Annotated in this window: 17 protein-coding genes; 10 read left to right on the top strand and 7 right to left on the bottom strand. The window is 68.0% G+C overall.

What is annotated here, in order from left to right:
• The first annotated feature begins 377 nt into the window (after positions 1–377).
• Both putA and DM992_RS03335 read left to right on the top strand, forming a co-directional pair.
• Positions 378–4,310, top strand: a complete 3,933-nt coding sequence (putA, locus tag DM992_RS03340) for a trifunctional transcriptional regulator/proline dehydrogenase/L-glutamate gamma-semialdehyde dehydrogenase (protein WP_111015640.1) — start codon at positions 378–380, stop codon at positions 4,308–4,310.
• A gap of 83 nt (positions 4,311–4,393) precedes the next feature.
• Positions 4,394–5,533 carry a branched-chain amino acid ABC transporter substrate-binding protein gene (locus DM992_RS03335; RefSeq protein ID WP_111015638.1) on the top strand — a complete coding sequence of 380 codons (1,140 nt, stop codon included), beginning with the start codon at positions 4,394–4,396 and terminating at the stop codon, positions 5,531–5,533.
• A gap of 146 nt (positions 5,534–5,679) precedes the next feature.
• On the opposite strand, the gene DM992_RS41460 is transcribed toward DM992_RS03335, so the two are convergent.
• Together DM992_RS41460 and DM992_RS03330 are read right to left on the bottom strand one after the other, a co-directional pair.
• Positions 5,680–5,925 carry a hypothetical protein gene (locus tag DM992_RS41460; RefSeq protein WP_162631579.1) on the bottom strand — a complete coding sequence of 82 codons (246 nt, stop codon included), beginning with the start codon at positions 5,923–5,925 and terminating at the stop codon, positions 5,680–5,682.
• 2 nt (positions 5,926–5,927) lie between these two features.
• On the bottom strand, positions 5,928–6,611 hold the full coding sequence (locus DM992_RS03330) for a glutathione S-transferase (RefSeq protein ID WP_111015636.1): 684 nt from the start codon (positions 6,609–6,611) through the stop codon (positions 5,928–5,930).
• Between the two features lie 146 nt (positions 6,612–6,757).
• Between DM992_RS03330 and DM992_RS03325 the strand changes: the two genes are divergently transcribed.
• Complete coding sequence (locus DM992_RS03325; RefSeq protein WP_111017781.1) at positions 6,758–7,333, top strand: TetR/AcrR family transcriptional regulator; 576 nt, start codon at positions 6,758–6,760, stop codon at positions 7,331–7,333.
• A 183-nt stretch (positions 7,334–7,516) separates the two neighbouring features.
• Here DM992_RS03325 and DM992_RS03320 read toward each other — a convergent pair whose 3' ends face one another.
• Positions 7,517–9,025, bottom strand: coding sequence for an AMP-binding protein (locus DM992_RS03320; protein ID WP_111015634.1), 1,509 nt, complete (start codon positions 9,023–9,025; stop codon positions 7,517–7,519).
• A 41-nt stretch (positions 9,026–9,066) separates the two neighbouring features.
• On the bottom strand, positions 9,067–10,719 hold the full coding sequence (locus DM992_RS03315; protein ID WP_111015632.1) for an acyl-CoA dehydrogenase family protein: 1,653 nt from the start codon (positions 10,717–10,719) through the stop codon (positions 9,067–9,069).
• A gap of 120 nt (positions 10,720–10,839) precedes the next feature.
• On the opposite strand from DM992_RS03315, the gene DM992_RS03310 reads away from it, so the two are divergent.
• The 4 genes from DM992_RS03310 to DM992_RS03295 all read left to right on the top strand — a co-directional run bounded on the left by DM992_RS03310 (position 10,840) and on the right by DM992_RS03295 (position 15,161).
• Positions 10,840–11,508 carry a TetR/AcrR family transcriptional regulator gene (locus tag DM992_RS03310; protein ID WP_111015630.1) on the top strand — a complete coding sequence of 223 codons (669 nt, stop codon included), beginning with the start codon at positions 10,840–10,842 and terminating at the stop codon, positions 11,506–11,508.
• Between the two features lie 211 nt (positions 11,509–11,719).
• Positions 11,720–12,874 carry a pyridoxal phosphate-dependent aminotransferase gene (locus tag DM992_RS03305; protein ID WP_111015628.1) on the top strand — a complete coding sequence of 385 codons (1,155 nt, stop codon included), beginning with the start codon at positions 11,720–11,722 and terminating at the stop codon, positions 12,872–12,874.
• 52 nt (positions 12,875–12,926) lie between these two features.
• A complete protein-coding gene (locus tag DM992_RS03300; RefSeq protein WP_034183849.1) occupies positions 12,927–13,715 on the top strand; it encodes an ABC transporter substrate-binding protein in 789 nt (262 codons plus the stop codon).
• A gap of 15 nt (positions 13,716–13,730) precedes the next feature.
• A complete protein-coding gene (locus DM992_RS03295; protein ID WP_111015626.1) occupies positions 13,731–15,161 on the top strand; it encodes an FAD-binding oxidoreductase in 1,431 nt (476 codons plus the stop codon).
• A gap of 47 nt (positions 15,162–15,208) precedes the next feature.
• Here the strand turns inward: DM992_RS03295 and DM992_RS03290 are convergent, their stop codons facing one another.
• The gene (locus tag DM992_RS03290) at positions 15,209–15,781 is read right to left on the bottom strand and encodes a PadR family transcriptional regulator (RefSeq protein WP_111015624.1); all 573 of its coding nucleotides are present in this window, start codon (positions 15,779–15,781) and stop codon (positions 15,209–15,211) included.
• 68 nt (positions 15,782–15,849) lie between these two features.
• A complete protein-coding gene (gene cadR / locus DM992_RS03285) occupies positions 15,850–16,281 on the bottom strand; it encodes a Cd(II)/Pb(II)-responsive transcriptional regulator (RefSeq protein ID WP_034183852.1) in 432 nt (143 codons plus the stop codon).
• Between the two features lie 81 nt (positions 16,282–16,362).
• On the opposite strand from cadR, the gene DM992_RS03280 reads away from it, so the two are divergent.
• Positions 16,363–18,954: a heavy metal translocating P-type ATPase gene (locus DM992_RS03280; protein ID WP_111015623.1), complete on the top strand. Its 2,592-nt coding sequence runs from the start codon at positions 16,363–16,365 to the stop codon at positions 18,952–18,954.
• Between the two features lie 10 nt (positions 18,955–18,964).
• A complete protein-coding gene (locus DM992_RS03275; RefSeq protein WP_111015622.1) occupies positions 18,965–19,324 on the top strand; it encodes a zinc ribbon domain-containing protein in 360 nt (119 codons plus the stop codon).
• A 103-nt stretch (positions 19,325–19,427) separates the two neighbouring features.
• Here DM992_RS03275 and DM992_RS03270 read toward each other — a convergent pair whose 3' ends face one another.
• Positions 19,428–20,306: an AraC family transcriptional regulator gene (locus DM992_RS03270; protein ID WP_111015621.1), complete on the bottom strand. Its 879-nt coding sequence runs from the start codon at positions 20,304–20,306 to the stop codon at positions 19,428–19,430.
• A 274-nt stretch (positions 20,307–20,580) separates the two neighbouring features.
• Between DM992_RS03270 and DM992_RS03265 the strand changes: the two genes are divergently transcribed.
• Positions 20,581–22,044 (top strand): mechanosensitive ion channel, encoded by a 1,464-nt coding sequence (locus DM992_RS03265; protein ID WP_111015620.1) that lies wholly within the window; start codon positions 20,581–20,583, stop codon positions 22,042–22,044.
• Positions 22,045–22,125 lie beyond the last annotated feature (81 nt).

The raw sequence follows: 22,125 nt of genomic DNA, 5'->3' as shown, positions 1-22,125 counted from the left end.
CGGCGCCCCGCGCAGCCGTCGCTGCGGTGCGCTTCCGCGTTGAAGCCCGGGCCGCCGGGCCCCTCCGAACTGCCTCTCGTCGCGCGCTCATACCAGGCGGCATACTCTCCGCCATACCCAGTGCAACCCGTTTTCGTCCGCCGCCGTGCGCGCCGGAGGTTGCACGCGCATGTCGAATCGGCTCGATCAGGGAAAACACCGATCCCCGGACCGCGGGCAACTCCTAGGTTGCAACCTTCTAAGTGGCTGATTATATTGACTAACTAAAGGGTGCAACCTGCCTCTCAATTTGGTTGCACCTTTTTATTGCGTGCCGTAGGATTTCGCGCATCCTCTCACACCATATTGCCGGGCTCGCACCGGCGCACGAACCCACCATGGCAAGCACGACTCTCGGCGTCAAAGTCGACGACATTCTCCGTTCGCGCCTCAAGGACGCAGCCGCGCGTCTGGAGCGCACTCCCCACTGGCTGATCAAGCAGGCGATCTTCGCGTATCTCGAGCGGATCGAGCACGGCCAGCTGCCGCCCGAGCTGTCGGGCCACAGCGGTGTCACGGAGCTCGCCGACGGTCAGGCTGCGGACGGCGACGACGACAACTCGCCGCATCCGTTCCTCGAGTTCGCGCAGAACGTGCAGCCGCAGTCGGTGCTGCGCGCGGCGATCACGGCCGCGTACCGCCGCCCCGAGCCGGAATGCGTGCCGTTCCTGCTCGGCCAGGCGCGCCTGCCCGCGAACCTGCAGGCGGACGCGCAGGCGCTCGCGACGAAGCTCGTCGAGGCGCTGCGCGAGAAGAGCTCGGGCGGCGGCGTCGAAGGGCTGATCCACGAGTTCTCGCTGTCGAGCCAGGAAGGCGTCGCGCTGATGTGCCTCGCCGAAGCGCTGCTGCGCATTCCCGATCGCGCGACGCGCGATGCGCTGATCCGCGACAAGATCAGCAAGGGCGACTGGCGCTCGCACGTCGGCCACGCGCCGTCGCTGTTCGTCAACGCTGCGACCTGGGGGCTGATGATCACCGGCAAGCTCGTGACGACCAACAGCGAAGCGGGCCTGTCGTCGGCGCTCACGCGCCTGATCGGCCGCGGCGGCGAGCCGCTGATCCGCAAGGGCGTCGACATGGCGATGCGCCTGATGGGCGAGCAGTTCGTCACCGGCGAAACGATCTCCGAAGCGCTGGCCAACAGCCGCAAGTACGAAGCGCGCGGCTTCCGCTACTCGTACGACATGCTCGGCGAAGCGGCGACGACCGAAGAGGACGCGCAGCGCTACTACGCGTCGTACGAACAGGCGATCCACGCGATCGGCAAGGCGGCCGGCGGCCGCGGCATCTACGAAGGCCCGGGCATCTCGATCAAGCTGTCGGCGCTGCACGCGCGCTATTCGCGCTCGCAGCAGGACCGCACGATGAGCGAGCTGCTGCCGCGCGTGCGCTCGCTCGCGCTGCTCGCGCGCCGCTACGACATCGGCCTGAACATCGACGCGGAAGAAGCCGACCGGCTCGAACTGTCGCTCGACCTGCTCGAGGCGCTGTGCTTCGATCCGGATCTCGCGGGCTGGAACGGCATCGGCTTCGTCGTGCAGGGCTATCAGAAGCGCTGCCCGTTCGTGATCGACTACCTGATCGATCTCGCGCGCCGCAGCCGTCACCGCCTGATGATCCGCCTCGTGAAGGGCGCGTACTGGGATAGCGAGATCAAGCGTGCGCAGGTCGACGGCCTCGAAGGCTATCCGGTCTATACGCGCAAGATCTACACCGACGTGTCGTACCTCGCGTGCGCGAAGAAGCTGCTCGCGGCGCCCGACGCCGTCTACCCGCAGTTCGCGACGCACAACGCATACACGCTGGCCGCGATCTACCAGCTCGCGGGCCAGAACTACTACCCGGGCCAGTATGAATTCCAGTGCCTGCACGGGATGGGCGAGCCGCTGTACGAGGAAGTCACGGGCCGCGACAAGCTGAACCGTCCGTGCCGCGTGTACGCACCGGTCGGCACGCACGAGACGCTGCTCGCGTACCTGGTGCGCCGCCTGCTCGAGAACGGCGCGAACACGTCGTTCGTGAACCGCATCGCCGATAAAACCGTGTCGGTGAAGGAGCTGGTCGCCGATCCGGTCGATGAAGCGATGAAGGTCGTGCCGCTCGGCGCACCGCACGCGAAGATTCCGCTGCCGCGCAACCTGTACGGCGACGAGCGTCCCAACTCGATGGGTCTCGACCTGTCGAACGAACACCGTCTCGCGTCGCTGTCGTCCGCGCTGCTCGCGAGCGCGCATTTCCCGTGGCGCGCGGCGCCGATGCTCGCCGACGACGCGCTCGCCGATGCGCCGGCCCGCGACGTGCGCAACCCGGCCGACCAGCGCGACACGGTCGGCACGGTCAGCGAAGCGACGGCCGAACACGTGAGCGCGGCGCTCGCGCACGCGGTGGCCGCCGCGCCGATCTGGCAGGCAACGCCGGTCGATGCGCGTGCCGATTGCCTGGTGCGTGCAGCCGACCTGCTCGAAGCGCAGATGCACACGCTGATGGGCCTGATCGTGCGCGAAGCCGGCAAGTCGCTGCCGAACGCGATCGCCGAGATCCGCGAAGCGGTCGACTTCCTGCGCTACTACGCCGCGCAGATCCGCAACGAATTCTCGAACGACACGCACCGCCCGCTCGGCCCCGTGGTCTGTATCAGCCCGTGGAACTTCCCGCTCGCGATCTTCATGGGCCAGGTGGCAGCGGCGCTCGCTGCCGGCAACACGGTGCTCGCGAAGCCGGCCGAACAGACGCCGCTGATCGCCGCGCAAGCCGTGCGCCTGCTGCGCGAGGCCGGCGTGCCGGCCGGCGCGGTGCAGCTTTTGCCGGGCGACGGCGAGACCGTCGGCGCGGCGCTGGTCGCCGATCCGCGCACGCGCGCGGTGATGTTCACGGGCTCGACCGAAGTCGCGCGCCTGATCAACAAGACGCTCGCCGCGCGCCTCGACCCGGACGGCAAGCCGATTCCGCTGATCGCGGAAACGGGCGGCCAGAACGCGATGATCGTCGATTCGTCGGCGCTCGCGGAGCAGGTCGTCGCGGACGTGATGCAGTCGTCGTTCGACTCGGCCGGTCAACGGTGTTCGGCGCTGCGCGTTCTGTGTCTGCAGGACGATGTCGCGGACCGCACGCTGACGATGCTGAAGGGCGCGATGCACGAGCTCGCGCTCGGCAACCCCGACCGGCTGTCGACGGACGTCGGCCCGGTGATCGACGGCGAAGCGAAGCAGACGATCGACACGCACGTCGCGGCGATGAAGGACAAGGGTCACGCGGTCACGCAACTGCCGGCGCCCGATGCGTGCGCGCACGGCACGTTCGTGCCGCCGACGCTGATCGAGATCGGCAGCATCGACGAGCTCAAGCGTGAAGTGTTCGGCCCCGTGCTGCACGTCGTGCGCTATCGCCGCAACCAGCTCGACAAGCTGCTCGAGCAGATCCGCGCGACGGGTTACGGCCTGACGCTCGGCATCCACACCCGGATCGACGAGACGATCGCGCACGTGATCTCGAACGCGCACGTCGGCAACATCTACGTGAACCGCAACGTGATCGGCGCGGTGGTCGGCGTGCAGCCGTTCGGCGGCGAAGGGCTGTCGGGCACTGGCCCGAAGGCCGGCGGCGCGTTGTACCTGCAGCGCCTGCTCGCGACGCGTCCGTCGGGCCTGCCGCGCTCGCTCGCGCAGACGCTGGTGGCGGACGGCGCGGTCGAAGGCGACGCGCGCGGCAACCCGGCGGCGGCGCTGACGACGCTGCGCGACTGGCTGATCGAGCAGCGCGAACCGGCGCTGGCCGCACGTTGCGACGGTTATCTCGCGCAGGTGCCGGCCGGCGCGACCGCGGTGCTGACCGGCCCGACGGGCGAGCGAAACACGTATACACTCGGCCCGCGCGGCACGGTGCTGTGTGTCGCGGCGACGCCGGGCGGCGCGCGCGCGCAGTTCGCGGCGGTGCTCGCCACCGGCAACCGTGCGTTGTTCGCCGGCGCGGCCGGCGAGGCGCTCGTCGCCGCGCTGCCGGCGTCGCTGAAGTCGCACGCGGCCGTGCGCAAGCAGGCCGACGCGGCATTCGACGCGGTGCTGTTCGAAGGCGACAGCGACGAACTGCAGACGCTGGTGAAGGACGTCGCGCAGCGGCCGGGCCCGATCGTGTCGGTGCAGGGCGTGTCGGTGGGTGCGTTCGAGAACGGCGACGCGGAAGACTACGCGCTGGAGCGGCTGCTGACCGAGCGCTCGGTCAGCGTGAATACGGCCGCGGCGGGCGGCAATGCGAATTTGATGACGATCGGCTGATCATCCTTGCCGTTCGGATCAAACAAAGAAGCGGCAAGGCGATCCCGAGGCCGCTTCATTTACCCTGGTACCAAGGAGATGCTATGCAACACACGATGAAAAAGGTGGCAGGCGCGACGTTCGTCGCGGTCATGTCGCTGGCGGGGACGGCCCATGCGGATGACGTGAAGATCGGTTACGCAGGGCCGATGACGGGCGCGCAGGCGCACTACGGCAAGGATATGCAGAACGGGATCGTGCTCGCGCTGGAAGACTTCAACGCGACGAACCCGAAGATCGGCGGCAAGCCGGTGAAGTTCGTGCTCAGCACGCAGGACGACCAGGCTGACCCGCGCACGGGCACGACGGTGGCGCAGAAGCTCGTCGACGACGGCATCAAGGGCATGCTCGGCCACTTCAACTCGGGCACGACGATCCCGGCTTCGCGCATCTACGCGAACGCGGGCATTCCGGAAATCGCGATGGCGACCGCGCCGGAATACACGCAGCAAGGCTACAAGACGACCTTCCGCATGATGACGTCCGACACGCAGCAGGGCTCGGTGGCCGGCACGTTCGCGTCGAAGGATCTCGGCATGAAGAAGATCGCGATCGTCGACGACCGCACGGCCTACGGCCAGGGTCTCGCCGACCAGTTCGAGAAAGCCGCGAAGGCCGGCGGCGCGACGATCGTCGACCGCGAGTTCACGAACGACAAGGCGGTCGACTTCAAGGCGATCCTGACCAAGCTGAAGGCGGCGAAGCCGGACCTCGTCTACTACGGCGGCGCGGATTCGCAGGCAGCGCCGATGGTCAAGCAGATGAAGGCGCTCGGCATCTCGGCTCCGCTGATGAGCGGCGAAATGGTGAAGACGCCGACGTTCCTGAAGATCGCGGGCAACGCGTCGGAAGGCACGATCGCTTCGCTGGCGGGCCTCCCGCTCGAAGAGATGCCTGGCGGCAAGGCCTACGCCGACAAGTACAAGAAGCGTTTCGGCGAAGAAGTGCAGACCTACTCGCCGTACGCATACGACGGCGCGATGGCGATGCTCAACGCGATGAAGAAGGCCGATTCGACCGATCCGGCGAAGTACCTGCCGGTGCTGGCGAAGAGCGACATGGCGGGCGTCACGTCGACGCACGTCGCGTATGACGCGAAGGGCGACCTGAAGAACGGCGGCATCACGATGTACAAGGTCGAGAAGGGCGAGTGGAAGCCGCTGAAGAGCATCGGCGGCAAGTAAGCAGCCTGTGAGTCGCGGGCGGCGGCGAAGGTCGCTGCCCGGCCGATCATGAAAAAGCCACCGGGCCGTCGGGCCCGGTGGCTTTTTTATGGTTCTTCGTGGATTACCGGGGATGTCGATTGCCGACCCGAAGCGGCCGTTGACCTTCACGGCGGCCGAGCGACGGTTTCTTGTAGTTCAACGAACAATTGGGAGCCGAAAACCTGCCAGGGATCAGCGTTGACCGGATCGACTTCCGGATCAACATGGCCTTCGGATGGGTGAAGAGCCGGCGTCGTCTGGCTATCCTGCATCGATTGCGCAAACCAGTCGTCGAAGTCGAGCAGACAGGTCGCCTTGGCTTTGCAACCAAAGATCGGTCGATCATTGATGACGGTTGGCCGCGGCTGCAATTTCAGGCGAACGCCGGCTGGTTCTTGACGCTCGGGCGTTCCCGAATTCGCGTGTACCAAGCAAGAAGGGCTTCGCACTCTGCAGGCACGGGCAGCTTCACGATCGACGCAAAGACCAGGCCGCCAATGAGGGTGATGTCGGCCATCGAGAAGGCATCCCCGGCGACAAACAGTTGCTTTTCCAGAACGCCATTGAAGTAGTGCATGCCCCTCAGCGCTTTATCGCGCTGACGAAACCCCCATTCGGGGTTCTGATAGAGCTCGACGTTGGGCCCAAGCCCTGGCGTCGCATGGTGGAAATAGACACTGATGGCATCGAGCAACTCCAGTTCGGCGCGCTTGCTCATCATGTGGATCACGCCCTTTTCGAGCGGTGTCCTGCCGGTCAGCGTGGGTGCGCCATCGAGCGTATCGAGGTATTCGGTAATGGCGGTGCATTCGGCGATGCAGGTTCCGTCGTTGAGTTCGAGGACCGGCAGCGTGCCCGAGTAGTTTTTCTCGGCGATGAACTCGGGCCTTTTGTGCTCCCCCTTGTAAAGATCGACCATCACGAACTCGACGTGCGATTGCAGATTTTTCTCGGCCAGGGCGATACGGACGCGTGTCGGATAAGGCCCTTTGGGAAAATCGTAAATCGTCATGATCGGGAGCGTGGTTACGTCAACATTAATGGTGCTGGAAGTCATGCTTGCCCCGCTGTGCGTTCTGTTACGTGGGATCGGACAAAATGGGGAGGTATTGCCCCGACGGCTACCTAACGTTCGTTAGGTTTACGATAGAGGCTATACTCTGCGGTGTCAAACAGTCATTCCAGTTTGTGGAGGCGGCAGTAGTGAAGAACGATTCAGGCTTGAACTCCAGGGAGCGAATCCTGGTGGCTGCCACAAAGATTGCGCAGGCGCACGGCTACAGCGGCTTGAATTATCGTGATCTCGCTGAGGATGTCGGCATCAAGGCTGCCAGCATCTACCATCACTTCGCAAGCAAGGCCGATCTCGGCGCAGCGGTGGCGAGGCGCTACTGGGAGAACTCGGCAGCTACCCTGGATGCGCTTTTGGCCGAATCCGCGGATCCGATCGACTGCCTGCGCCGCTATCCCGATACGTTTCGCAAGGCGCTTGAGAGTGGCAATCGCATATGCCTCTGCAGCTTCATGGCCGCGGAATCCGATGACCTGCCGGAATCGGTGACGAAAGAGGTCCAGACCTTTGCCGACGTGAATGTTGCGTGGCTGAGCCGGGTGCTATCCGCCGCGGCCGTGTTCAGCGCCGAGGATAGCGAACGGCGCGCTCGCGCCATCTTCGCGGCCGTCGCCGGCGCTCAGCTCATTGCCAGGAGTCGCTCGGATATTTCGCTCTATGACGGGCTAATTGAAAGCTATCGCGTTGCTGGTCTTCTGCCGGCATAGCAGTAGCGAGAAACTCGGGCTATGCGGACTCGTGTATCGGCCGCTTTTTCGCAGGGAACGGACCTACGAACGTCGGATCAGGCGTCACCTTCAATGTCGCTTCATGACTGAAAGCCGACGCGTCGGCCCCGTGTTCCCCCCCGGTAATCCGCGATGAACCTTATTTATCGGCGTGAGCGGGCGCTATTCCTTGCGCACGCGCAGCAGGAATTTCTGCAGCTTGCCGGTCGGCGTGCGCGGCAGCGCCTGAGCGAACACGAACTCGCGCGGGATCTTGTACGCGGCGAGCCGCTCGCCGCAGAATGCGCGCAGCGCGTCCGCGTCTTGCGTCGCGCCCGCACGGATCACGACGTGCGCGACGACCGTCTCGCCCCAGTCGGGATGCGGGACGCCGACGACGGCCGCCTCGGCGATGTCCGGATGCGCGCCGAGCACGTCCTCCACTTCCTTCGAATAGACGTTCTCGCCGCCCGTCACGATCATGTCCTTCAGCCGGTCGACGATGAACAGGTAGCCATCCTGATCGATCCGCGCGACGTCGCCGGTGCGATACCAGCCGCCCGATGCGAACGCGGCGCGCGTCGCGGCCGCGTCGTCGAGATAACCGAGCATCATGCTGTCGGTCTTCAGCCAGATCTCGCCGGTCTCGCCGGGCTGCGCATCGATGCCGTCCATCCGCACGACGCGCAGGTCGACGCCCGGGCCGCCGTGGCGGCCGATCGAGCCGGCCTTCGCGATCTGCTCGTCCGGATACAGCGTCGTGCCGGCAGGCCCCGTTTCCGTCATCCCGTACACGTGGAAGAACGCGTCGCTGCGATATGCGCGCGCGAGCCGTTCGGCCTGCGCGGCGCCGATCGGGCCGCCGCCATACAGCCACGCGCGCACGCTCGACAGGTCGAATGCCGCGAAACCGTCGATCGTATCGAGCGGCAGCATGTACGACACCGGCGCGCCGAAATACAGCGTCACGCGCTCGCGCTCGACGGCCTGCAGGAAGCGCAGCGGATGGTATTCGCGCAGCAGCACGACGGTGCCGCCCGCGTACAGCGTGCCGCCGAACCAGTTGTTGAGCGGCGATGAATGCCAGATCGGCATCGCCATCAGCGTGCGCTCGTTGCGGCCGATGCCGGTCGCGAGCGCCGCCGACATCGCGGCGAGCGTCACGGTGCGGTGGCTGTGCACGCAGCCTTTCGGGCGGCCGGTCGTGCCGGACGTATAGAGGATCTGCGCGATGTCGCCGTCGGCCGGTTCGATGCCGGCGAGGCCGTCCATCGTCGCGCACATCGTGTCGAAGCACGGCACGCCGTCGAGCTCGCCTTCGGTCACGAGCCGCGGCGCCGGATGAACGATGCGTTCGACCACCGGCGCGAGCGCCACGTCGAACAGGAGCGCCTTGCTGCCGCTGTGTTCGAGCACGTAGTCGACTTCCGGCGCCTGCAGCTTGTGGTTGACCGGCACGAACGTCGCGCCGAGCCGCCACACGCCGAACATCAGGTCGACGAAGGCCGGCGTGTTGAAGCACATCGCGGCGACGCGGTCGCCGGCCGCGATGCCGAGCGCGCTCAGCACGGCCGTTGCGCGATGCGAGCGCTCGCGCGCGGCGGCATAGGTAATCGTCGCGGATTCGCTGACGAGGAACGGCTTGTCGGGCGTCGCGCGGGCAGCGCGGTCGAGGGCGGCGACGAGGTTCATCGGGGCTCCGGGCGGGGCGAACGAAAGCGAACGACGGTGCGTCAGGCCGGGTACGCGCGCTGCAGCAGCGCGGCGACGTCGATCGCGTGCGGATCGAAGCCGCCTGCGATACGGCCCCAGTCGGGCGCGGCGAGCCGCGTCGCGACGAACGCGTCGGCGACGGTGGCCGGCGCATCGCGGCGCAGCAGGCACGCCTGCGCGACGAGCGCGAGCCGCTGCGCGAACACGCGGCCCGATGCCTCGAGCGTGTCGACCGGCGCGGTGAGCATCGCGCGCAGCGCGTCGAGCGCCGTGCGGATGCGCGGCTCGCCCGCGCCGAGGTCGGCGAGTTCGGCGAACAGCGCGGCAGCCGCGTCGGGCTCGCGCGACACCGCGCGCAGCACGTCGAGGCACATCACGTTGCCCGAGCCTTCCCAGATCGAGTTGACCGGCGCTTCGCGGAACAGCCGCGCGATCGGGCCGTCGTCGACGTAGCCGTTGCCGCCGAACACTTCCATCACCTCGCCGGTCAGCTCGACCGCGCGCTTGCAGACCCAGAATTTCGCGGCGGGCGTGACGATGCGCTTCCATGCGCGTTCGCGCGGCGAGTCGTCGCGCTCGAACGCGTCGGCAAGGCGCATCGCGAGCGCGAGCGCTGCTTCGCTTTCGAGCGCGAGATCGGCGAGCACGGTGCGCATCAGCGGCTGCTCGGCGAGCGCGCGGCCGAACGCGTGGCGCTGGCGCGTGTACGCGATCGCCTGCACGACGCCCTGGCGCAGCATCGCCGCGCTGCCGAGCACGCAATTCAGCCGCGTGTAGGTGGCCATCTCGATGATGGTCGGAATGCCGCGGCCTTCGTCGCCGAGCATGATCCCCCACGCGTCGTTCAGCTCGATCTCGCTGCTCGAATTGCTGCGGTTGCCGACCTTGTTCTTCAGCCGCTGGATCTCGACCGCGTTCTTCGTGCCGTCCGGCCGCCAGCGCGGCACGTAGAAGCACGACGGGCTGCCGCCTTCGGTGTGCGCGACGACGAGGTGCGCATCGCACATCGGCGCGGAGAAGAACCACTTGTGGCCGCGCAGCAGGTATTCGCCGCCGCGCCCGCCCGCGCCGACGGGCGTGGCGAGCGTCGTGTTCGCGCGCACGTCGGAGCCGCCCTGTTTCTCGGTCATCCCCATGCCGAACCAGATCGAGCGCTTGTCGGCGACCGGCACGTCGCGCGGATCGTAGTCGTCGCTGTAGAGCTTGTCGCGCAGCAGGTTCCACAGCGCGGGCTCCTTCTGCAGCACGGGAATCGCGGCCTGCGTCATCGTCGCCGGGCACAGCGTGCCGGCCTCGATCTGGCCGTGCAGGTAGAAGCCGGCCGCGGTCGCGGCCCAGCGGCCGCGGCGGGTGTCGCGGAACGCGAGCGATACGAAGCCTTCGTGGCGGTACCGGCCGAGCAGCGCGTGCCACGCCGGGTGGAAATCGACGCGGTCGATGCGCCGGCCGCGCCGGTCGAACGTGTTCAACTCCGGCGGGTGCTGGTTCGCTTCGTCGGCGAGCCGCGCGGTGTCGGCGCTGCCGAGCCGCGCGCCGTACGCGTCGAGCTGCTGCATGGCCCAGTCGGCGCCGGCGCGGGCGAGCGCGTCGCGCAGCGCGACGTCCGTCGCGAAGAGGTTATAGTCGACCAGTTCGTCGAACTGGTTCGTGACGGCGTGAGTCGATTCGGTCATCGAAGTTGTCTCCGGTCTCATGCTTCGCGGGCGGTCGGCGTCATGCAACACAGGTGGCGCTGCGGCGCTGGTTCCGGCTCCCGGTAAACGCATTCCGTGCTGAATTCCAGAGTAGCAAATATGCCGCCGCGACATGTTCAGGTTCCGGCGCCGCCCGGCCAGCCGGCGGCGCAACCCGCGCCCGCGTTGCGCCGCCGGCCGCGCCAGTCGCGCGCGCAGGCGAGCTCCGACGCGCTGCAGCAGGCGTTCGTTCAGCTTTTGCTCGAACGCGGCTACGCAAAGGCGACGATTCGCGAGATCGCGGCCGTCGCGGGCGTCAGCATCGGCACCTTCTACGAGTATTTCGGCGACAAGCAGAGCCTCGCGGCGCTCTGCATCCACCGGCACGTGCTGGCAATGGCCGACCGGCTGCGCGATGCGGCAGGGCGGCTGCGCGGCGCGCCGCGGGCCGAACTCGCCGTGGCGCTCGTCGACCTGCAGGTCGACGCGATCGGCGCCGACGCGGCGCTGTGGAGCGCGTTCTTCGCGCTGGAGCGGCAGGTGTCGCCGCTCGCCGCATACCGCCGGCATTACGACGCGTATGTCGCACTGTGGCGCGACGCGCTCGCGCACGCGGCCGATCCGCCGCCGGCCGCGCGGCTCGACGGGCTCGCGCGGATGGCGCATACCGTCTGCTACGGCGGCCTCTCGCAGGCGTTGCTGACGCTCGGGCCCGCGCTCGACTTCGCCGTGCTGCGCGGCGAGCTGCGGGCCGTGCTGCTCGCGTATCTGGCGGCGGCGGGCGCGTAGCATCCCTTACGGGTAATGCCTGATTCGCATGTCAGGCCGGCAGGCTGGCCTTGCCGCTGCGTGCTTTATGCCTTGAGCCATGAGAAAAATGCATGGCCGCCATGACGAACTTTCGATTGTCCGCCGATATTGGCTGGGGCTAAATCATGCGGCAGATGCGGGGCCGCGCGTGTCGCGCGGGCCAGCCCGAAGGACATCAGAAGGAGGAGTCATGCGAAGCGCCACTGCGCCCCGTTCGAAACTGCCCGACGTCGGCACGACGATCTTCACGGTGATCGGCCAGCTGGCCGCGCAACACGATGCGTTGAACCTGTCGCAGGGCGCGCCGAATTTCGCGCCCGATCCGGCGCTCGTAGAAGGCGTCGCGCGCGCGATGCGCGATGGCCACAACCAGTACTCGCCGATGGCCGGCGTGATGGCGCTGCGCGAGCGGCTCGCCGAGAAGACCGAGGCGCTGTACGGCGCGCGCTACGACCCGGCGACCGAGATCACGGTGATCGCGAGCGCGAGCGAAGGGCTGTACGCGGCGATCAGCGCGCTCGTGCATCCGGGCGACGAGGTGATCTATTTCGAGCCGTCGTTCGACAGCTATGCGCCGATCGTGCGGCTGCAGGGCGCGACGCCGGTGGCGATCAAGCTGTCGCCCGAGCATTTCCGCGTGAACTGGGACGAGGTGGCCGCAGCGATCACGCCGCGCACGCGGATGATCATCGTGAACACGCCGCACAACCCGACCGCGACCGTGTTCTCCGCCGACGATCTCGAGCGGCTCGCGCAGCTCACGCGCGACACCGGCATCGTGATCCTGTCCGACGAGGTCTACGAGCATGTGGTATTCGACGGCGCGCAGCACCAGAGCGTGGCGCGCCACCGCGAGCTGGCCGAGCGCAGCGTGATCGTGTCGTCGTTCGGCAAGTCGTTCCACGTGACCGGCTGGCGGGTCGGTCATTGCCTGGCGCCGGCCGAGCTGATGGACGAGATCCGCAAGGTGCACCAGTTCATGGTGTTCGCGGCCGACACGCCGATGCAGGTCGCGTTCGCGGAGATCCTCGCGCGGCCGGACAGCTATCTCGGCCTGTCCGCGTTCTACCAGGCCAAGCGCGACCTGCTCGCACGCGAGCTGGCCGATTCGCGTTTCGAGCTGCTGCCGAGCGAAGGCTCGTTCTTCATGCTCGCGCGCTTCCGGCACTTCTCGGACGAAAGCGACAGCGAATTCGTGCTGCGCCTGATCCGCGACGCGCGCGTCGCGACGATTCCGCTGTCGGCGTTCTATACCGACGGCACCGACGCCGGCGTGATCCGGCTCAGTTTTTCGAAGGACGACGCGACGCTGGTCGAAGGCGCGCGGCGGCTGCGTTCGCTGTAAGTAAGGAAACCGGCGACGGGGACGTCGCATCGACCAGACCCAGGAGATCACGATGAAGCACACGGCAACCCTGAAACTCGCATTCGCACTCGCGTGCGCAATCGGCTCCGGCGCGGCGCTCGCCGATACGCAGACGCTGCGCTTCGGCCTCGAGGCGCAATACCCGCCGTTCGAATCGAAGGCGCCGAACGGCGACCTGCAGGGCTTCGACATCGACGTCGGCAATGCCGTCTGCCAGACGGCGAAGCTGTCGTGCAAATGGGTCGAGACGTCGTTCGACGGCCTGATTCCCGCGCTGAAGGGCCGCAAGTTCGACGCGATCAATTCGGCGATGAACGCGACCGAGCAGCGGCGCCAGGCGATCGACTTCACGACGATCATCTATCGCGTGCCGACCCAGCTGATCGCGCGCACCGGCAGCGGCCTGCTGCCGACGCCCGAATCGCTGAAGGGCAAGCGCGTCGGCGTGCTGCAGGCGTCGATCCAGGAAACCTTTGCGAAGGCGCACTGGGAACCGGCCGGCGTCGCGGTCGTTGCGTACCAGGACCAGAACCAGGCGTATGCGGACCTCGTGGCGGGCCGCCTCGATGCGACGCTGGTGCTCGCACCGTCCGGCCAGCGCGGCTTCCTGTCGCGCCCGGACGGCAAGGGCTTCTCGTTCGTCGGCCAGCCCGTGCACGACGACCGGATCCTCGGCAGCGGCATCGCATTCGGCCTGCGCAAGGGCGACGACGCGCTGAAGGCGAAGCTCGACGCGGCGATCGACAAGCTGAAGGCGGACGGCACGGTGAAGTCGCTCGGCCTGAAGTATTTCGGCGATATCGACATCTCGACGAAGTAAGCGGGGCCGCGCGCGATGCAGAACCCGAACCCGGCCGCCGCGGGCGGCGAACAGGGCGGCGCGCCGTTGTCGGACGATGTGCTCGATGCCCTGCTCGTTGCCGAACTGGGCGACGCGCTCGTCACACGCGCGGCCGACATCGATCCGCGCTACTTCACCGCATACAACGAGCCGGCCGGCGTGAGGCCGCGTGCGCTGGTGCGCCCGCGCAGCGTCGACGACGTGTCGCGCACGCTCGCGCTGTGCACGCGGCTCGGCCAGCCGATCGTGCCGCAAGGCGGGCTGACGGGGCTCGCGCGCGGCGCGGTCGCGCTCGGCGGCGAGCTCGTGCTGTCGATGGAACGCTTCACGGGCATCGAAGCGCTCGATGCGGAGGCCGGCACGATGACCGTGCGCGCCGGGACGCCGCTGCAGACGGTGCAGGAAGCCGCTGAAGCGGCGGGCTTCACGTTCGGCGTCGATCTCGGCGCGCGCGGCTCGTGCCAGATCGGCGGCATGCTCGCGACGAATGCGGGCGGCACGCGCGCGATCCGCTACGGGATGATGCGCGAGCAGGTGCTCGGGCTCGAGGCCGTGCTCGCGGACGGCACGGTCGTGTCGTCGATGAACCGGATGCTGAAGAACAACGCGGGCTACGACCTGAAGCAGCTGTTCATCGGCAGCGAGGGGACGCTCGGCGTCGTCACGCGCGCCGTGCTGCGGCTCCATCCGTTGCTCGCCGCGCCGGCCACCGCACTCTGCCGCGTGCGCGATTACGACGCGGTGGTCGGATTGTGGAACCGCGTGCGCACGCTGCCCGAGGTCGTCAGCTTCGAGGCGATGTGGCCGGCGTTCTATGACTACGTCGCGCGCCACACGCCGGGCGTCGCTGCGCCATTCGCAGGCGACGGCGGGTTCGCGGTGCTGATCGAGTGCGCGACGAGCGCGCCGGGCGTCGATGCGCGTCACGCGCTGGAAACCGGCCTCACGGCGGGGATCGATGCAGGGCTCGTGGACGACGCGGTGCTCGCGACGTCGGAGCGGCAGGCGCGCGACCTGTGGGCGCTGCGCGAAGGGCTCGCGATCGATGCGCTGCCGCAGCTCGTCAACTTCGACGTGAGTTTGCCGACCGGCGAGCTCGGTGCGTTCGCCGAGCGCTGCGAGGCGGCGCTGCGCTCGCGCTGGCCGGAACTCACGTGCCTGTTCTTCGGCCATGTCGGCGACGGCAACGTGCATATCGGCGTGTCGCTGGCCGGGATGACCGACGCGGACGCCGACGCGCTCGATCGTTGCGTGTACGCGGTGGTGCGGGACATGGGCGGCTCGGTGTCGGCCGAGCACGGGATCGGCGCGCTCAAGCGTCCCTATCTCGCGCACACGCGCAGCGACGCGGAAATCGGGCTGATGCGGCGCCTGAAGGCCGCGCTGGACCCGCGCGCCATCCTGAATCCCGGCAAGGTGCTTTGACCGGGGCGATTCCCGTTGCTGGCGGGAGTCTCGGCCTTCGTTACTTGTCAGCCATCCACCCAGCGCAGCGCGCCGATCTTCAGGTGTTCGACGACGCTGCGCGCCCAGTCGAGTTCCGCATTGAGCAGCACGAGCGCGTGCTCGTTCTGCAGCAGGAACAGGCGCGGCACCTGGTCGGCCTGCGCGGCGTTGCGCAGCGCTTCCAGACGCTCGCGCTCGGCGTCGAGCCGGGCAATCCGGAGTTCGAGCTGGTGCCGTGCATCGTCGGCATCGAGCAGCGGCAGGAACGCGAGGCCGGCGCCAAACACCGGATATTCACGCGCGGGCTCCGCGAGCAGCGCATGCAGCCACGCCTGGCCGGCCGTATGCCCGGCCTCGGTCAGCGCATACAGCGTGCGCTCCGGAAACGCGCCGTCGCGCTCGGTGTCGTGCACGGCGATCAGACCGTCGCGCAGCAGCCGGTCGATCGTCTGGTAGAGGCTCGTGCGCTGCCGCACGTTGACGACTTCGTCGTACCCGCGGGCCTTCAGTTGCTGCAGCATCCCGTACGGATGCATCGGCGCTTCGGTGAGCGTCGCGAGGACCGCGAGTGCAAGCGGAGACGGGCGGCTCGTAGACATAAATAGTTATAATTAAGCTAGTGAGAATATGACTATTCTCAACCAGACTATCTTATTTCACAAGGGCTTCAGCCGAGATGCGAGCGTTTCGCGGCCGGCGCGACGGTTTCCATCGTCGCGAGACCATGCACGATCCCGCAGTCCTCGACCGAATGCTCGCCGACGCATTGGCGGCGCAATTCGGTGAGCTGGTCGCGCAGATGCGTGAGTTCCGCGAGGCGCGCGTCGACGTGTCCGATGTGGTCGTCGAGCAGCGAATTGATCGAGTCACAGCGGTCGGCCGGCGTGTCGGTGAGCCGCAGCAGCGCGCGGATCTCGTCGTGCGCCATGTCGAGCGCGCGGCAGTTGCGAATGAAGCGCAGCCGTTCCACGTGCACGTCGGTGTAGTTGCGGTAGTTCGCGTCGGTGCGCTCCGCGTCCGGCATCAGCCCCTCTTTTTCGTAGAAACGGATCGTCTCGGGGGTGCAGCGGGCCGCTTTGGCCAGTTCGCCAATCTTCATGCCTTTCTCCCGTGTAAGGGTTGACCTTGTAGTGGCTTCAGGGTGTTAACTCTACACCGTCAAGCCATAAAGGAGGTTGTCATGACCGACGCCCAGCGTACCCACGACCCACGACACCGCCATGCCGGCGGCGCCGATACGTGCTGCGCCGACGCGCGCGACACGCACGTGGCGACTGTTGGCAACGCGGCGCCTGCGGCCGGCGAGCACGCGCACGGCGACACCGCGTCGCGCGGTCACGACCATGGCCACGGCTGCGGTAAGGGGCACGATCACGATCCTGCACACGGGGACACGCATCAGCACGGCGTAGAGTGCTCGCACGACCACGCCGGTCACGGCGATGCGGGCCATGACAACGATCGCGATCATGCGCACGGCGACGCGCATGTACACGGCGCGGCGTGCTCGCACGACCACGCCGCGCATGACCACGACCACGACCACGACCACGACCACGCGGCCGGCGACTGCTGCGCGCCTGCCGCGCTGACGCTCGCGCCGCTGCCGGTCGCGCAGGCGACCGCGTCGGGCCACGTGCGCTCCGCGTTCCGGATCATGCAGATGGACTGCCCGACCGAGGAAACGCTGATCCGCAAGAAGCTCGGCGGGATGAGCGAAGTGTCGGCGCTCGAATTCAACCTGATGCAGCGGATGCTGACCGTCGAGCACGTGCAGGGCGCCCAGCCGGCGATCGAAAGCGCGATCCGCACGCTCGGGATGACGCCCGAGGCCGCGTCGGCCGGCGCGCCGGCGGCGCGTGTCGCCGACGCGCCCGCGAAGCCGTGGTGGCCGCTGGCGCTGGCGGGCGTCGCTGCGATCGCGTCCGAGGGGGCGACCTGGGCCGGCCTGCCCGTGTGGCTGTCGGCGGCGCTCGCGCTCGCGGCGGTGCTCGCGTGCGGGCTCACCACGTACAAGAAGGGCTGGATCGCGATTCGCAACGGCAACCTGAACATCAACGCACTGATGAGCATCGCGGTGACGGGCGCGATGGCGATCGGCCAGTGGCCGGAAGCCGCAATGGTGATGGTGCTGTTCACGATCGCCGAGCTGATCGAGGCGAAGTCGCTCGACCGCGCGCGCAATGCGATCCAGGGCCTGATGCAGCTCGCGCCGGACACTGCGACCGTGCAGGATGCCGACGGGTCGTGGCGCACCATCGAGGCCGCGCAGGTCGCGCTCGGCGCGGTCGTGCGCGTGAAGCCGGGCGAGCGGATCGGGCTGGACGGCGAAGTCGTCGCGGGCCGCTCGACGGTCAACCAGGCGCCGATCACCGGCGAGAGCCTGCCTGTCGAAAAGACGGCAGGCGATGCCGTGTACGCGGGCACCATCAACGAAGCGGGTTCGTTCGAATACCGCGTGACGGCCGTCGCGGCCAACTCGACGCTCGCGCGGATCATCCACGCGGTCGAGGAGGCGCAGGGCGCGAAGGCGCCGACGCAGCGCTTCGTCGACCAGTTCGCGCGCGTCTACACGCCGATCGTGTTCGCGGTCGCGCTGCTGGTCGCGGTGGTGCCGCCGCTCGTGACGGGCGGTGCGTGGCACGACTGGATCTACCGCGCGCTGGTGCTGCTCGTGATCGCGTGCCCGTGCGCACTGGTGATCTCGACGCCCGTGACGATCGTGTCGGGGCTCGCGGCCGCCGCGCGGCGCGGAATTCTCGTGAAGGGCGGCGTCTATCTGGAAGAAGGGCGCAAGCTCGCGTGGCTCGCGCTCGACAAGACCGGCACGATCACGCACGGCAAGCCGGCGCAGACCGATTTCGACGCGCATGCGACCGACGTCGATGTCGAGCGTATCCGGCACCTTGGCGCGAGCCTCGCCGCGCGCTCGGATCACCCGGTGTCGCAGGCGATCGCGGCCGCGGCGCGCGACGCCGGAACGGCGGCGTTCGCCGATGTGCAGGACTTCGAAGCGCTGGTCGGGCGCGGCGTGCGCGGCACGATCGACGGCGCGCGCTACTGGCTCGGCAACCACCGGCTCGTCGAGGAACTCGGGCGCTGCTCGCCGGCTCTCGAAACGAAGCTCGATGCGCTCGAACGGCAGGGCAAGAGCGTCGTGGTGCTGGTCGACGACACGCGCGTGCTCGGGATCTTCGCGGTGGCCGACACGATCAAGGACACGAGCCGCGATGCGATCGCCGACCTGCACGCGCTCGGCATCCGCACCGCGATGCTGACGGGCGACAACCCGCACACCGCGCAAGCCATCGCGCAGCAGGCCGGCATCGACGACGCGCGCGGCAACCAGCTGCCCGAAGACAAGCTCGCGGCGGTCGAGGAGCTGTCGGCCGGCGGCGCGGGCGCGGTCGGGATGGTCGGCGACGGGATCAACGACGCGCCGGCGCTTGCGCGTGCCGACATCGGCTTCGCGATGGGCGCGATGGGCACCGATACGGCGATCGAGACGGCCGACGTCGCGCTGATGGACGACGACCTGCGCAAGATTCCCGCGTTCGTGCGGCTGTCGCGCGCGACGCACCGCGTGCTGGTGCAGAACATCGGCTTCGCGCTCGGCGTGAAGATCGTGTTCCTCGGCCTCACGGTCGCGGGGCTCGGCACGATGTGGATGGCGGTATTCGCTGACGCGGGCGCGAGCCTGATCGTCGTCGCCAACGGCTTGCGGCTGCTGTCGTCCTCCGGGGCGTTCGGCGGCGCGCAGGCCACGCGTTGAGGGGCGTGCGATGAGTTTCCTGAAACGGTTACTGGGCGGCCACGGCGGTGGCCATGGCAGCGGGCACGGCAATAGCGGTGGCGGGTATCACGGCGGGCAGCGCCGGGACGGGCACGGCGGCGACGATGCGCGCGGCCGCGATAGTCACGGCTGGGGCTGGCAGGCGCGGGCCGATGGTAATGGTGGTCAGGGCGGCAACGTGCCGCTGAGCCAGCTTGCGTGCGCGGGCTGCGGCGCGCTCAACGCAGCGGATGCGCGTTTCTGCGCGCAGTGCGGCACGTCGCAGCGCGCCAAGGCATGCAGCCGCTGTCACGCGGCGCTGGCGGCCGACGCGCGCTTCTGCCCGGGCTGCGGGACGCAGGCCGGCTAACGCGCAATCGCCGGCCCGATTGCCGGCATCAGAACCGCCGCCGACGCAGCGGGCGTCGCCCTGGAACAGTGCGCCGGCTCGCCCCGGCGCCCCGGCCCTTCGATCAGCGCAGCGGCAGGTAAATCTCGGTGCGCAGGTCGGCCGGCGCCGCGTCCATCGGCGTATTGAGGTACAGCTCGAACGGCGGCGCGTCGGCGGCTTCGCGGCCCGAGTGACGCAGCCAGTCGCCGTAGAGCCATTGGTAGGCCGTCTTCAGGTCCGCATACGGCCCCGTATGCAGCAGCACCGCGTATTCGCCGCCCGCTACCGTCGCACGCTCGACGGGCGGTACCGGCTCGACGTCGGGCGTGCCGTCGGCCGGCATGAAGCAGGCCTTCGCGCGCAACTGCGCTTCCGGCGTCGTGTCCGGATCGTCGTAGAAAATCCCGATCATCTTCGCGCCCGGGCCGATCAGCCCGCGTTGTCCGGCCCACGCGCCGATCCGCGCGAACGCGTCGCCGATCTTCAGGTACGCGCCGGTGTGCGCCACCGCGTAGCCGCGCAGTTCCGGCAGGCGCCGGATCTCGACTTCATGCTTGAACATGTCTTCCTCTCCTCTCTGTAGCGGATAGATGGGCCGGTGGACGCCCGTGCGCCGGTGCTGCGCGGGCGGCACGCCGTATGCGTCGCGAAACGCGCGGGCGAACGCGTGCGTCGAACCGTAGCCCGCGCGCCGCGCGATCTCGTCGAGCGGCCGCGCGGTGCAGACGAGATCCTCGGACGCACGCACGATCCGCATCCGCCGCACCGTCAGCACGATCGACTCGCCGTACAGCGCCCGGTAGACGCGCTGCCAGTGATACGGCGACAGGCACGCGACTTCGGCAAGCCGGTTCAGGTCGAGCGGGCCGTCGAGATGCGCACGGATGAACTCGTGGACGCGGGCCACGCTGGCCGCATAGCGGATCCACGCGGGCTTTTCGGTTTTCGTTTCGACTGTCATCGGCGTGTCCCGGCAAGAACCGAAGCCACGGTAGCACGGCCCGAATGGATAAATCTTGCGGAAATGCGTAGCGGCCGACAAATCCGCCCCTTTTTATTTGCCGAAATGGGGTCTTGTCCCCCTGCGATCTATGACTAAAGTTAAAGACGGTGAGATCGGGTGAAGGCGTCATTTTTCTCGGGTAAGTTGCTCAAGCGGCAACGCCCGCCATTCGAAGTACGCAGGTAGTTCGTCGATGTTCAATCGCAACGCCACGTTTTCGGGAGAACAAGAAATGGATGCTTCCAGCTTCATCACGTCGCTGCAGACCACGCTAGGCGGATATCTGCCGAAGATCGCCGGCGCGATCGGCATCCTGGTGATCGGCTGGCTGATCGCGGTGGTGGCGCGGGCCGGCGCGCTGCGCCTGCTCGGCGCGCTGAAGGTCGATCAGCGGATCAACGAAAGCACCGGCCAGGGCGCGTACGTCGAGCGGATCATCGCCGGCGGCCTGTTCTGGCTCGTGCTGCTCGTCACCGCGGTGGGCATCTTCAACGTGCTCAACCTGTACGCGGTTTCCAATCCGTTCTCGCTGCTCGTCACGCACATCGTCAACTACCTGCCGAACCTGATCGGCGGCGCGGCGCTGACGCTGATCGCGTGGCTCATCGCGTCGCTGCTGCGCAGCCTCGCGAACCGCGCGCTGAAGGCCAGCAAGATCGACGACAAGCTGTCCGAAGGCGCGGGCATGCAGCCGATGAGCGGTTATCTCGGCGACGTGCTGTTCTGGCTCGTGATCCTGATGTTCCTGCCGGCGATCCTCGCGTCGTTCGCGCTGTCGGGGCTGCTGTCGCCGGTGCAGGGGATGGTCGACAAGCTGCTCGCGATCGTGCCGAACCTGTTCGCGGCCGCGGTGATCGGCTTCGTCGGCTGGGTCGTCGCGCGCGTGCTGCGCGGCCTCGTGACGAACCTGCTCGTCGCCGCCGGCGCCGACCGCCTCACGCAGCGTATCGACAGCCCGACGCCGGTGCGCGTGTCGAGCCTGATCGGCACGATCGTCTACGTATTCGTGTTCGTGCCGACGCTGATCTCCGCGCTCGACGCGCTGAAGATCGACGCGATCTCGGGCCCCGCGACCAACATGCTGAACCAGTTCCTCGGCGCGGTGCCGGACATCGTCGCGGCGATCGTGATCGTGCTCGTCACGTTCTATTTCGCGCGCTTCGTCGCGTCGCTCGCGCAGAAGCTGCTGGAAGCCGCCGGCGCCGACGGGCTGCCGGCGGTGCTCGGCGTCGAGCGCGTGTTCTCGGGGATCCTGCAGCCGTCGGTGCTGGTCGCGCGGCTGATCGTGTTCTTCGCGATGCTGTTCGCGTCGGTCGAAGCCGCGAACCGGCTCGGCTTCTCGCAGGTGCGCGACGTCGTCACGCTGTTCATCGAATTCGGCGGCCATGTGCTGATGGGCGGCGTGATCCTCGTGATCGGCGTGTGGCTCGCGGGCCTCGCGCGCCGCGTGATCGAACAGGCCGATCGCGAGCACAGCGTGCTGTTCGCGCGCATCGCGCAATTCGCGATCCTCGGCCTCGTGTTCGCGATGGGGCTGCGCGCGATGGGCATCGCGAACGAGATCGTCCAGCTCGCGTTCGGCCTCGTGCTCGGCGCGATCGCGGTGGCCGTCGCGCTGTCGTTCGGCCTCGGCGGCCGCGAAGCGGCCGGCAAGCTGCTCGACCGCTGGTTCAACCAGCGCAGCGGCGGCCAGTAAGCGGGCGGCACTCACGATGACCGCGGTTGGCGTTTCCGTCAGCGAAATGTCAGCCGCGATCTTTGCCGAATTTCGATAACA

It is taken from the genome of Burkholderia sp. JP2-270 (assembly GCF_003233675.1).
GTDB classification, from domain to species: domain Bacteria; phylum Pseudomonadota; class Gammaproteobacteria; order Burkholderiales; family Burkholderiaceae; genus Burkholderia; species Burkholderia pyrrocinia_C.
The sequence above is the reverse complement of the archived record's forward strand: the minus strand, read 5'-3'. Positions and strand labels throughout refer to the sequence as shown.